Origin of the sequence: Escherichia sp. WS1451 (assembly GCF_046487365.1) — a bacterium.
Classification (GTDB): Bacteria; Pseudomonadota; Gammaproteobacteria; order Enterobacterales; family Enterobacteriaceae; genus Escherichia; species Escherichia coli.
In genome coordinates, this window is the sequence record NZ_JBJQJP010000008.1 from 89,192 (window position 1) to 101,917 (window position 12,726).

The window sequence follows — 12,726 nt, forward strand, 5'->3', positions numbered from 1 at the left end:
GACAGAAAATGCTGAAGTTACTGAAAACTATTATGCGCGCCGGAACCGCGACGGTGAAATATCCCTTCGCGCCACTGGAGGTCAGCCCAGGCTTTCGCGGGAAACCGGACCTGATGCCCAGCCAATGTATTGCCTGCGGTGCCTGCGCCTGTGCTTGTCCGGCAAATGCGCTGACTATCCAGACCGACGACCAGCAAAATACGCGCACCTGGCAGCTCTATCTGGGGCGTTGTATTTACTGCGGACGTTGTGAAGAAGTGTGCCCGACCAGAGCCATTCAGCTTACCAATAACTTTGAACTGACCGTCACCAATAAAGCCGATCTCTATACCCGCGCGACGTTCCATCTACAACGTTGCAGCCGTTGCGAACGCCCGTTTGCCCCGCAAAAAACCGTCGCACTGGCTGCAGAACTGTTGGCACAGCAACAAAATGCACCACAAAACCGCGAAATGTTACGGGCGCAAGCGAGCGTCTGCCCGGAATGCAAACAACGCGCGACGCTGATCAACGACGACACAGATGAACCGCTGGTGGCTAAGGAGTAGCTATGAGTCCAGTGCTTACGCAACATGTCAGCCAGCCCATTACGCTGGACGAGCAAACGCAAAAGATGAAGCAGCATTTGCTACAGGATATCCGTCGCTCGGCCTACGTTTATCGCGTCGATTGCGGCGGCTGCAACGCCTGCGAAATCGAAATTTTTGCCGCCATCACACCAGTATTCGACGCAGAACGTTTTGGCATTAAGGTTGTTTCATCACCGCGTCACGCCGATATTTTGTTATTTACTGGCGCAGTCACCCGGGCGATGCGTATGCCTGCACTTCGGGCGTATGAATCTGCCCCCGATCATAAAATTTGTGTTTCCTACGGCGCGTGCGGTGTCGGCGGCGGTATTTTCCACGATCTTTACAGCGTCTGGGGCGGTAGCGACACCATTGTCCCCATTGATGTTTGGATCCCCGGCTGCCCGCCAACACCGGCCGCCACCATTCACGGTTTCGCCGTGGCGCTCGGTTTGCTGCAACAGAAGATTCACGCGGTGGATTATCGCGATCCCACCGGGGTGACCATGCAACCGCTGTGGCCGCAGATCCCGCCATCACAGCGTATCGCCATTGAGCGAGAAGCGAGGCGGTTGGCGGGCTATCGTCAAGGGCGAGAAATTTGCGATCGACTCCTGCGCCATTTAAGCGACGATCCTACAGGAAATCGGGTTAACACCTGGTTGCGCGAAGCCGACGATCCGCGTCTCAATAGTATCGTTCAGCAACTCTTTCGCGTTCTCCGGGGGTTACATGGCTGAGGAGTGCGGGGAAATTGTTTTCTGGACGCTGCGAAAAAAATTTATCGCCAGTAGCGACGAGATGCCGGAACACAGCTCCCAGGTAATGTATTACTCGTTGGCTATCGGTCATCACGTTGGCGTGATTGATTGTCTGAATGTCGCCTTCTGCTGCCCACAGACGGAATACGAAGATTGGCTTGCACAGGTCGAAGAGGAGCAAGCCCGACGTAAGATGCTGGGGGTGATGACCTTTGGTGAGATTGTTATTGACGCCAGCCACACCGCCCTGTTGACCCGGGCATTCGCGCCACTGGCAGATGACGCGACGTCGGCGTGGCAGGCGCGTAGCATTCAATTCATTCATCTGTTGGATGAAATTGTGCAGGAACCGGCCATCTATCTGATGGCCAGAAAAATTGCGTGAGAAGGATTTCTCATTAATAAGGACTGTTGATGGCTATGTCAGACGAGGCGATGTTTGCCCCGCCGCAAGGAATAACAATTGAAGCGGTAAACGGAATGCTCGCGGAGCGGTTAGCGCAGAAACACGGCAAGGCGTCTTTATTACGCGCCTTCATCCCGCTGCCGCCGCCGTTCAGCCCGGTACAACTTATTGAACTGCATGTTCTCAAAAGCAACTTCTATTACCGCTACCATGATGATGGCAGCGATGTGACGGCAACAACAGAGTATCAGAGTGAGATGGTCGATTATTCGCGCCACGCCGTCCTTCTCGGCAGTAGTGGAATGGCGGAGCTACGCTTTATTCGCACCCACGGCAGTCGTTTTACTCCCCAGGATTGCACACTGTTTAACTGGCTGGCACACATAATCACTCCGGTTCTGCAATCATGGCTCAATGATGAAGAACAGCAGGTGGCGCTGCGTTTGCTGGAGAAAGATCGCGATCATCATCGGGTACTGGTGGATATCACTAATGCAGTGTTGTCACATCTTGATCTCGACGATCTGATCGCTGACGTCGCTCGTGAGATCCATCATTTTTTCGGTCTGGCTTCAGTCAGTATGGTACTGGGCGATCATCGAAAGAACGAGAAGTTCAGCCTGTGGTGCAGCGATCTTTCTGCCTCACATTGTGCGTGTCTGCCACGCTGTATGCCTGGCGAAAGTGTATTGCTGACACAAACGCTACAAACCCGACAACCGACCTTGACGCACCGTGCAGACGATCTGTTTCTCTGGCAACGCGACCCGTTATTACACTTACTTGCATCTAACGGCTGCGAATCTGCGCTCCTTATACCGCTCACCTTTGGCAACCATACACCGGGTGCATTGTTGCTGGCGCATACCTCTTCCACTCTCTTTAGTGAGGAAAACTGCCAGCTACTACAACATATTGCCGATCGCATCGCTATTGCCGTTGGCAATGCCGATGCCTGGCGCAGCATGACCGATTTGCAGGAAAGCTTGCAGCAAGAAAACCACCAGCTTAGCGAGCAGCTCCTTTCGAATCTGGGCGTCGGTGACATTATCTATCAAAGCCAGGCAATGGAAGACCTGCTCCAGCAGGTAGATATTGTGGCGAAGAGCGACAGTACGGTGTTGATTTGTGGTGAAACCGGAACCGGCAAAGAGGTGATCGCCAGAGCGATCCATCAACTTAGCCCACGACGCGACAAGCCACTGGTCAAAATCAACTGCGCTGCCATCCCCGCCAGTCTTCTGGAAAGTGAGTTATTCGGTCATGACAAAGGGGCATTTACTGGTGCGATTAATACCCATCGTGGTCGTTTTGAAATTGCCGATGGCGGCACGTTGTTTCTCGATGAAATTGGCGATCTGCCGTTAGAACTTCAGCCTAAACTGCTGCGCGTATTGCAGGAACGGGAGATTGAGCGTCTCGGCGGGAGTAGAACGATCCCGGTAAATGTCAGAGTCATTGCCGCCACCAACCGTGATTTGTGGCAAATGGTTGAAGATCGCCAGTTTCGCAGCGATCTCTTTTATCGCCTGAATGTCTTCCCACTGGAACTGCCGCCACTGCGCGACCGTCCGGAAGATATCCCTCTTTTAGCAAAGCATTTCACGCAAAAAATGGCGCGCCATATGAATCGCGCAATTGACGCCATCCCGACCGAGGCGCTACGCCAGTTGATGTCGTGGGACTGGCCGGGCAACGTGCGCGAGCTGGAAAACGTGATTGAGCGAGCGGTACTACTGACTCGCGGTAACAGTCTGAATTTACATCTTAATGTCCGACAAAGCCGTTTACTGCCGACGCTAAATGAAGATTCAGCGCTTCGCAGTTCAATGGCGCAGTTGCTGCACCCGACGACGCCAGAGAATGACGAAGAAGAACGTCAGCGCATTGTTCAGGTATTGCGAGAAACCAATGGCATTGTTGCCGGGCCCCGTGGCGCGGCGACGCGATTAGGGATGAAGCGCACCACGCTGCTGTCACGAATGCAGCGGCTGGGGATCTCGGTTCGCGAGGTGTTGTAATCTGTTTTTGCAGGAGTATGCATGAGAAACAAACTCTCTTTCGACTTGCAGTTGAGCGCCAGAAAAGCGGCAATCGCTGAACGGATTGCCGCCCATAAAATTGCCCGCAGCAAAGTGTCGGTCTTTTTAATGGCGATGTCCGCAGGTGTGTTTATGGCGATCGGATTTACTTTTTACCTTACCGTTATCGCCGATGCCCCGTCTTCACAGGCATTAACCCATCTGGTGGGAGGCCTTTGCTTTACACTCGGCTTTATTTTGCTGGCGGTTTGCGGCACCAGCCTGTTCACCTCGTCGGTAATGACGGTGATGGCAAAAAGTCGGGGCGTTATTAGCTGGCGAACATGGCTGATTAATGCACTTCTGGTGGCCTGCGGTAATCTGGCAGGTATTGCCTGTTTCAGTTTGTTAATTTGGTTTTCCGGGCTGGTGATGAGTGAAAACGCGATGTGGGGAGTCGCGGTTTTACACTGCGCCGAGGGCAAAATGCATCATACATTTACTGAATCAGTCAGCCTCGGCATTATGTGCAATGTGATGGTTTGTCTGGCGCTGTGGATGAGTTATTGCGGACGTTCATTATGCGACAAAATCGTCGCCATGATTTTGCCCATCACCCTGTTTGTCGCCAGTGGTTTTGAGCACTGTATCGCCAATTTGTTTGTGATTCCGTTCGCCATTGCCATTCGCCATTTCGCCCCGACCTCCTTCTGGCAACTGGCGCACAGTAGCGCAGACCATTTCCCGGCACTGACGGTCAGCCATTTTATTACCGCCAATCTGCTCCCGGTGATGCTGGGTAATATTATCGGCGGTGCAGTGCTGGTGAGTATTTGTTATCGGGCTATTTATTTACGTCAGGAACCCTAAAAATCAGCCCGGCGAAACAGTTCGTCGGGCTGAAGATTATTCTTGCGCGATTTGCCCATCGGGCCAGGCGTGAATCACGGCTTTGATCAGCGTCGCCAACGGAATGGCGAAGAATACGCCCCAGAATCCCCACAAACCACCGAAGATCACTACTGATAAAATAATGACCAGCGGATGCAGGTTAACCGCTTCGGAGAACAACACAGGTACTAACAGGTTGCCGTCCAGCGCCTGAATGATCAGATACACCGCGAAGCAGCTCCAGAATTCCGTGCCAGCACCAAACTGGAATAGCGCCACGCCAACCACCGGAATGGTCACCACAAATGCGCCAATGTATGGAATAAGTACCGAGAAGCCGACCAGCACCGCCAGCAGCAGCGAATAGTTCAGCCCGAAGAGTAAGAACCCCAGCCAGGTGGCGATCCCCACCACGATCATCTCCAGCACTTTGCCGCGGATATAGTTGGTGATTTGTTGATTCATCTCCTTCCACACCTGTCCTGCCAGCCCACGGTTACGCGGCAGCACCCGACGAACGGCGTTCAGCATCTGCTCTTTGTCTTTCAGCAGGAAGAAGACCATCAATGGTACCAGCACCAGATAGACGGCTATGGTCAGCAAACCGACCAGCGAGGCGAGGGAAATTTTCACCACCGAATCGCCCATGGTCAGCATCCGACTGCGCATATTTTCGGCCATTGCATCAATAATGCCCGCGTCCATTAACGCCGGATAGCGGCGCGGCAACGTGGCGGCAAAGTCAGAAAGCTTATTGAGCATCCCCGGCATATCGCGGATTAAGTAGATGCCCTGTTGCCAGGCGATAGGCAGTACCACGAACGCCATCAGTAGCAATATACCGACGAAAACCACCAATACAATCGACGTCGCCCAGCGGCGGGAGCAGCCAATAGATTGCAGGCGCACAGTTGGCCATTCCAGCAAATAGGCCAGCACAATAGCCACCAGCAACGGAGCAAGCAGGCCACTAAAGAAAAAGATAATGCCAAATCCGGCAACTAAAATAACCAGCAAGGCAATCGCTTCCGGGTCGCTAAAACGGCGGCGATACCATTGCATCAACATTTCGAGCATAAAGACCTTCCCTGAACCTCAAGAGCGGGATTGCGATCCGCAATTGTATCGAAATGTCACAAAAAAGACTTCGCTTTTTATGACGGATTCAGGAAACTGAAAAGTCATTTGAGTGGGCTAATCTTCGCCGTTACACTCAAAGGCGGCGCGGTGGGAACGATATTTCACAGTATCGGTCAAATGACTATCTTCAGAAATACAGGATAGAGGTTATGTTCAGGCAGTTGAAAAAAAACCTGGTTGCAACCCTCATTGCTGCTATGACCATTGGTCAGGTAGCCCCGGCGTTTGCCAACAGCGCAGACACCTTGCCGGATATGGGAACCTCCGCAGGAAGCACGCTTTCCATTGGCCAGGAAATGCAGATGGGCGACTATTATGTCCGCCAGCTACGCGGCAGCGCGCCGTTAATTAATGACCCGCTGTTAACGCAATATATTAATTCGCTGGGGATGCGTCTGGTTTCGCATGCCAATTCGGTTAAGACACCGTTTCATTTCTTTCTGATCAACAACGACGAAATTAACGCCTTTGCTTTCTTTGGCGGCAACGTGGTGCTGCACTCTGCCCTGTTCCGTTATTCCGATAACGAAAGTCAACTGGCTTCAGTTATGGCGCACGAAATCTCCCACGTCACCCAACGTCACCTGGCGCGAGCGATGGAAGATCAGCAGCGCAGCGCGCCGCTGACCTGGGTCGGCGCGTTAGGTTCTATTTTACTGGCGATGGCCAGTCCGCAGGCGGGGATGGCGGCGCTGACCGGTACACTGGCGGGAACGCGCCAGGGGATGATCAGTTTCACCCAGCAAAATGAACAGGAAGCGGACCGCATTGGTATTCAGGTGCTGCAACGCTCGGGATTCGATCCGCAGGCGATGCCGACCTTCCTCGAAAAATTACTCGATCAGGCGCGTTACTCCTCGCGCCCACCAGAAATTCTGCTCACTCACCCACTACCGGAAAGCCGTCTGGCTGATGCCCGTAACCGTGCCAATCAGATGCGCCCGATGGTGGTGCAATCGTCAGAAGATTTCTATCTGGCAAAAGTGCGCACACTGGGGATGTATAATTCCGGACGTAACCAGCTCACCAGTGATTTGCTGGATGAATGGGCGAAAGGAAACGTTCGTCAGCAACGAGCGGCGCAATATGGTCGTGCTCTACAGGCGATGGAAGCCAATAAATACGATGAGGCGCGTAAAACGCTGCAACCGTTACTGGCGGCAGAACCTGGTAACGCATGGTATCTCGATCTGGCTACCGATATCGATCTTGGGCAAAACAAAGCCAATGAGGCAATCAATCGCCTGAAAAATGCCCGTGATTTGCGCACCAATCCGGTGTTGCAGCTCAACCTGGCGAACGCTTATCTGCAAGGCGGTCAACCACAAGAAGCGGCCAATATTCTGAATCGCTACACTTTTAATAATAAAGATGACAGCAACGGCTGGGATTTACTGGCACAGGCGGAAGCCGCGCTAAATAACCGCGATCAGGAACTGGCTGCGCGAGCAGAAGGTTATGCGCTCGCCGGGCGACTCGATCAGGCCATTTCCTTGTTGAGTAGCGCCAGTTCGCAGGTGAAATTAGGCAGCCTGCAACAAGCGCGTTACGATGCGCGCATCGACCAGTTGCGCCAGCTGCAGGAACGCTTTAAGCCTTATACCAAGATGTAATTCGCATTAAAGGAAGAACAATGACCAAACAGGTAAAAATCTACCATAACCCACGCTGTTCAAAGAGCCGGGAAACGCTGAACCTGCTGAAAGAAAACGGCGTGGAGCCAGAAGTGGTGCTCTACCTTCAGACACCCGCCGATGCGGCAACGCTGCGTGATTTGCTGAAAATGCTGGGAATGAATAGCGCTCGTGAATTGATGCGCCAGAAAGAGGATCTTTATAAAGAACTGAACCTGGCTGACAGTTCGCTTAGCGAAGGGGCGCTGATTCAGGTAATGGTGGATAATCCAAAGCTAATGGAGCGCCCGATTGTGGTCGCGAATGGCAAAGCGCGGATTGGTCGTCCACCGGAGCAGGTACTGGAAATCGTGGGTTAAGAAGTGCTCCATCGCTAGTTGAAGCACATTGCCGGATGCGACGCTTGCCGCGTCTTATCCGGCCGACGAATACTATGGGTGCATTTCCGACAATAAACGTCTTGTCTACAACTTCAGAATTTCTTTCACAAACGGAATGGTCAGCTTACGTTGCGCGGTAATCGACGCACGATCCAACTGATCCAGCGTCATAAATAACGTGCGCATTTCTCTGTCGAGCCGCTTCAGCAAGAAACGCCCCACATCTTCCGGCAGTTCAAAACCACGCAAACGCGCGCGTAACTGTAGCGCCTGCAACTTATCTTCATCAGAAAGTGGCTGCAATTTGTAGATCTGCCCCCAGTCGAGACGCGACGCGAGATCCGGTAATCCCAGATTCAACTGCCGCGGCGGACGATCGCCGGTGATCAACAATCGTGTTTTGCCCGATTCCAGAATTCGATTGTAGAGATCGAAAATCGCCATCTCCCACAACTCATCGCCTGCAATACACTCAATGTTGTCGATACAGACCAGCGACAAATGCTCCATACCGTCGAGCACTTCCGGAACAAACCAGGTGCGTTTATCCAGCGGGACATAGCCCACCGCATCGCCACGCTGCGACAATTCCGCGCAAGCCGCGTGCAGCAGATGGCTGCGCCCCGCGCCTTCGCGTGCCCAGAGATAGATGTAACCGCTATGTTCCTGACGCAGCACGTTTTGCAGCGCGGCCAGTAAAGAGGAGTTATCCCCCGGCCAGAAACTTGCAAAGGTTTCGTCGTCAGGAAGATAAAGTGGCAAAGAGAGCTGTGCCGGTGTGTTCAGAGATACCTCAACCAGGATTTCACAAAATCGCGAGAAGTTTACCACAGAATCCCATGATGTTTGAACCGGGCAGCAACACTGCCCGGTCGGTACATTATTTGTCTGTTATATCCGCGTCTTCTGCGTCCAGCACCACTTCTTCAGGGCGCAGCATACTAATCAGTTTGAAGATCAAACTTAAGCCGATACCGACGATGGTCGCCAGCGCCATACCTTTCAGCTCCGCCGCGCCGATGTTTACCTTCGCGCCACTGACACCGATGATCAAAATCACGGAAGTCAGGATCAGGTTCTGTGCTTTGTTGTAATCCACTTTCGATTCGATCAAAACACGAATACCGGAAGCACCGATGACACCATAAAGCAGCAGCGAAACGCCGCCCATCACCGGCAATGGGATCATCTGGATAGCAGCAGCCAGTTTACCGACGCAGGAAAGCAGGATAGCGAAAATCGCCGCCCCGCCGATAACCCAGGTACTGTAAACACGGGTGATCGCCATCACGCCAATGTTTTCCCCGTAGGTAGTATTTGGCGTGGAGCCAAAGAAGCCGGAGATCACGGTCGACAAGCCGTTAGCAAACATCGAACGGTGCAGACCTGGATCGCGCAGCAGATCTTTTTTGACGATATTAGCCGTTACGACCAGGTGCCCTACGTGTTCGGCAATAACCACTAACGCCGCTGGCAGAATAGTCAGAATGGCAAACCACTCGAAGCGCGGCGTATAGAGAGTTGGCAGCGCAAACCAGTGAGCATTAATAATCGGCGTGGTATCGACAATTCCCATTGCGAAAGAGAGCGCGTAGCCCACCAGCACGCCAATTAAAATCGGGATAATTGCCAGAAAACCACGAAACAGCACGGAACCTAAAACCGTGACCGCCAGGGTGGTAATGGAGATGATGATGGTTTTGGAGTCTGGCGTTTGCCCTTCAGCCGGGAGTAAACCTGCCATACCGGCAGCTACGCCCGCCAGCTCCAGACCGATGACGGCAACGATTGCGCCCATTGCCGCAGGTGGAAACAGCACGTCCAGCCAGCCGGTCCCCGCTTTCTTCACGATAAAAGAAACCAGGCAGAACAGCACGCCGCACATAATAAAGCCGCCCAGCGCGACTTCATACCCTAACGGCAACAGTAACAATACCGGTGAAATAAAGGCAAAGCTGGAACCAAGATAAGCCGGGATTTTCCCTTTACAGATGAAGAGATACAGCAGCGTTCCTATACCGTTAAATAACAGTACAGTCGCCGGGTTAATATGAAATAAGACGGGCACCAGGACGGTTGCACCAAACATGGCGAACAAATGTTGCAAACTAAGCGGGATTGTCTGTAAAAGTGGCGGTCTTTCACTCACCCCGATAGCACGGCGCGTCATAGTATTATCCTCTGTATTATGTGTTATAGGCGCTTTACTCAAAAAAAAGCCGACTCTTAAAGTCGGCTTTAATTATTTTTATTCTTTATTTCGTACCAAAGATTTTGTCACCGGCATCGCCGAGGCCCGGAATAATGTATCCGTGCTCGTTCAGTCCCTGGTCAATCGATGCAGTATACAGTTCGACGTCCGGGTGCGCTTTTTCCAGCGCAGCGATACCTTCTGGCGCAGCTACCAGCACCAGAACTTTGATGCTGCTGCAGCCCGCTTTTTTCAGCAGGTCGATGGTCGCGATAACGGAACCACCGGTTGCCAGCATTGGGTCAACGATCAGCGCCATACGCTCATCGATGTTAGAAACCAGTTTCTGGAAGTACGGTACCGGCTCCAGCGTTTCTTCATTACGGTACATACCGACGACGCTGATGCGCGCGCTCGGAACGTTTTCCAGCACACCGTCCATCATCCCCAGACCCGCACGCAGAATTGGCACAACGGTAATTTTCTTACCTTTGATCTGGTCGATTTCTACCGGGCCGTTCCAGCCTTCGATAGTGACTTTTTCCGTTTCGAGGTCGGCGGTCGCTTCGTAAGTCAGCAGGCTACCCACTTCGGAAGCGAGTTCGCGAAAGCGCTTGGTGCTGATATCTTGCTCACGCATCAGTCCCAGCTTGTGTTTGACGAGTGGGTGTTTGACTTCCACGATCTTCATACTCTTTCTCCTTTGAGGGGCAGCCACAAAAAAAATCGACGGATTATACCTCCTTTCTTCAAGGCGGCAATATTATTTTCGTTGACTTTAGTCAAAATGATAACGGTTTGAGATAAAGTTATTTTGTATTCAAATGGTTATGGAAGAAGATTATTCCATCCGAAAACGATCCTTTGCCCTGGTACAAGTATTCTTTCGCCGCGCGCCTGGGGAAAAGACGTGCAAAAAGGTTGTGTAAAGCAGTCTCGCAAACGTTTGCTTTCCCTGTTAGAATTGCGCCGAATTTTATTTTTCTACCGCAAGTAACGCGTGGGGACCCAAGCAGTGACCGATAAAACCTCTCTTAGCTACAAAGATGCCGGTGTTGATATTGACGCGGGTAATGCTCTGGTTGGAAGAATCAAAGGCGTAGTGAAGAAAACGCGTCGTCCGGAAGTGATGGGCGGTCTGGGCGGCTTCGGTGCGCTGTGTGCATTGCCGCAAAAATATCGTGAACCTGTGCTGGTTTCCGGCACTGACGGCGTAGGTACCAAGCTGCGTCTGGCGATGGACTTAAAACGTCACGACACCATTGGTATTGATCTGGTCGCCATGTGCGTTAATGACCTGGTGGTGCAAGGTGCGGAACCGCTGTTTTTCCTCGACTATTACGCAACCGGAAAACTGGATGTTGATACCGCTTCAGCGGTGATCAGCGGCATCGCGGAAGGTTGTCTGCAATCGGGCTGTTCACTGGTGGGTGGCGAAACGGCAGAAATGCCGGGGATGTATCACGGTGAAGATTACGATGTCGCTGGTTTCTGCGTTGGCGTGGTAGAAAAATCAGAAATCATTGACGGATCTAAAGTCAGCGACGGCGATGTGCTGATTGCACTCGGCTCCAGCGGTCCGCACTCGAACGGCTATTCGCTGGTGCGCAAAATTCTTGAAGTCAGCGGTTGTGATCCGCAAACCACCGAACTTGATGGTAAGCCATTAGCCGATCATCTGCTGGCACCGACCCGCATTTACGTGAAGTCAGTGCTGGAGTTGATTGAAAAGGTCGATGTGCATGCCATTGCGCACCTGACCGGCGGCGGCTTCTGGGAAAACATTCCGCGCGTATTGCCAGATAATACCCAGGCAGTGATTGATGAATCTTCCTGGCAGTGGCCGGAAGTGTTCAACTGGCTGCAAACGGCAGGTAACGTTGAGCGCCATGAAATGTATCGCACCTTCAACTGCGGCGTCGGGATGATTATTGCCCTTCCTGCTCCGGAAGTGGACAAAGCCCTCGCCCTGCTCAATGCCAACGGTGAAAACGCGTGGAAAATCGGTATCATCAAAGCCTCTGATTCCGAACAACGCGTGGTTATCGAATAATGAATATTGTGGTGCTTATTTCCGGCAGCGGAAGTAATTTGCAGGCAATTATTGACGCCTGCAAAACCAACAAAATTAAAGGCACCGTACGGGCAGTTTTCAGCAATAAGGCCGACGCGTTCGGCCTTGAACGCGCCCGCCAGGCGGGTATTGCAACACATACGCTCATCACCAGCGCGTTTGACAGTCGTGAAGCCTATGACCGGGAGTTGATTCATGAAATCGACATGTACGCACCCGATGTGGTCGTGCTGGCTGGTTTTATGCGCATTCTCAGCCCGGCGTTTGTCTCCCATTATGCCGGGCGTTTGCTGAACATTCACCCTTCTCTGCTGCCGAAATATCCCGGATTACACACCCATCGTCAGGCGCTGGAAAATGGCGATGAGGAGCACGGTACATCGGTGCATTTCGTCACCGATGAACTGGACGGTGGCCCGGTTATTTTACAGGCGAAAGTCCCGGTATTTGCTGGTGATACGGAAGATGACATCACCGCCCGCGTGCAAACCCAGGAACACGCTATTTATCCACTGGTGATTAGCTGGTTTGCCGATGGTCGTCTGAAAATGCACGAAAACGCCGCGTGGCTGGATGGTCAACGTCTGCCGCCGCAGGGTTACGCTGCCGACGAGTAATGCCCCCGTAGTTAAAGCGCCAGCTCTGCCGCTGGCGTTTTT

The 12,726-nt window shown here is 52.6% G+C and carries 13 protein-coding genes; 9 read left to right on the forward strand and 4 right to left on the reverse strand.

Features of this window, described 5'->3' with window-relative positions; all coding sequences use genetic code 11:
- Positions 1-8: 8 nt before the first annotated feature.
- From hyfH to focB, 5 genes are read left to right on the forward strand one after another with little or no spacing between them, the layout of a single operon-like run.
- Positions 9-548: a hydrogenase 4 subunit H gene (gene hyfH, locus ACJHX7_RS12495; RefSeq protein WP_094029974.1), complete on the forward strand. Its 540-nt coding sequence runs from the start codon at positions 9-11 to the stop codon at positions 546-548.
- Between the two features lie 2 nt (positions 549-550).
- Complete coding sequence (gene hyfI / locus ACJHX7_RS12500) at positions 551-1,309, forward strand: hydrogenase 4 catalytic subunit HyfI (protein ID WP_000075547.1); 759 nt, start codon at positions 551-553, stop codon at positions 1,307-1,309.
- Positions 1,302-1,715, forward strand: coding sequence for a hydrogenase 4 assembly chaperone HyfJ (gene hyfJ, locus ACJHX7_RS12505; RefSeq protein WP_094029973.1), 414 nt, complete (start codon positions 1,302-1,304; stop codon positions 1,713-1,715). The genes hyfI and hyfJ overlap by 8 nt, the downstream gene beginning before the upstream one ends.
- 29 nt (positions 1,716-1,744) lie before the next feature.
- Positions 1,745-3,757 carry a DNA-binding transcriptional regulator HyfR gene (hyfR, locus tag ACJHX7_RS12510; protein WP_094029972.1) on the forward strand — a complete coding sequence of 671 codons (2,013 nt, stop codon included), beginning with the start codon at positions 1,745-1,747 and terminating at the stop codon, positions 3,755-3,757.
- A gap of 21 nt (positions 3,758-3,778) precedes the next feature.
- Positions 3,779-4,627 carry a formate transporter FocB gene (focB, locus tag ACJHX7_RS12515; RefSeq protein ID WP_001244756.1) on the forward strand — a complete coding sequence of 283 codons (849 nt, stop codon included), beginning with the start codon at positions 3,779-3,781 and terminating at the stop codon, positions 4,625-4,627.
- A 36-nt stretch (positions 4,628-4,663) separates the two neighbouring features.
- Here the strand turns inward: focB and ACJHX7_RS12520 are convergent, their stop codons facing one another.
- The gene (locus tag ACJHX7_RS12520) at positions 4,664-5,725 is read right to left on the reverse strand and encodes an AI-2E family transporter (RefSeq protein WP_000892044.1); all 1,062 of its coding nucleotides are present in this window, start codon (positions 5,723-5,725) and stop codon (positions 4,664-4,666) included.
- 212 nt (positions 5,726-5,937) lie between these two features.
- Between ACJHX7_RS12520 and bepA the strand changes: the two genes are divergently transcribed.
- Positions 5,938-7,401 carry a beta-barrel assembly-enhancing protease gene (gene bepA / locus ACJHX7_RS12525; protein WP_094029971.1) on the forward strand — a complete coding sequence of 488 codons (1,464 nt, stop codon included), beginning with the start codon at positions 5,938-5,940 and terminating at the stop codon, positions 7,399-7,401.
- A 20-nt stretch (positions 7,402-7,421) separates the two neighbouring features.
- The gene (gene arsC / locus ACJHX7_RS12530) at positions 7,422-7,781 is read left to right on the forward strand and encodes an arsenate reductase (glutaredoxin) (RefSeq protein ID WP_094029970.1); all 360 of its coding nucleotides are present in this window, start codon (positions 7,422-7,424) and stop codon (positions 7,779-7,781) included.
- 105 nt (positions 7,782-7,886) lie between these two features.
- On the opposite strand, the gene ACJHX7_RS12535 is transcribed toward arsC, so the two are convergent.
- The 3 genes from ACJHX7_RS12535 to upp form a co-directional block, all read right to left on the reverse strand.
- Positions 7,887-8,588, reverse strand: coding sequence for a DnaA inactivator Hda (locus tag ACJHX7_RS12535; RefSeq protein WP_001307333.1), 702 nt, complete (start codon positions 8,586-8,588; stop codon positions 7,887-7,889).
- Positions 8,589-8,682: 94 nt separating this feature from the next.
- Positions 8,683-9,972: a uracil permease gene (uraA, locus tag ACJHX7_RS12540; protein WP_000198327.1), complete on the reverse strand. Its 1,290-nt coding sequence runs from the start codon at positions 9,970-9,972 to the stop codon at positions 8,683-8,685.
- Between the two features lie 85 nt (positions 9,973-10,057).
- Positions 10,058-10,684: a uracil phosphoribosyltransferase gene (gene upp, locus ACJHX7_RS12545; protein ID WP_001295473.1), complete on the reverse strand. Its 627-nt coding sequence runs from the start codon at positions 10,682-10,684 to the stop codon at positions 10,058-10,060.
- A 324-nt stretch (positions 10,685-11,008) separates the two neighbouring features.
- Here upp and purM point away from each other — a divergent pair, with 324 nt between their 5' ends.
- Entirely contained in the window at positions 11,009-12,046 is a 1,038-nt protein-coding gene (gene purM, locus ACJHX7_RS12550) for a phosphoribosylformylglycinamidine cyclo-ligase (protein ID WP_001295474.1), read from the forward strand.
- Complete coding sequence (gene purN, locus ACJHX7_RS12555; RefSeq protein ID WP_075862041.1) at positions 12,046-12,684, forward strand: phosphoribosylglycinamide formyltransferase; 639 nt, start codon at positions 12,046-12,048, stop codon at positions 12,682-12,684. Before purM ends, purN begins: the two co-directional genes overlap by 1 nt.
- Positions 12,685-12,726 lie beyond the last annotated feature (42 nt).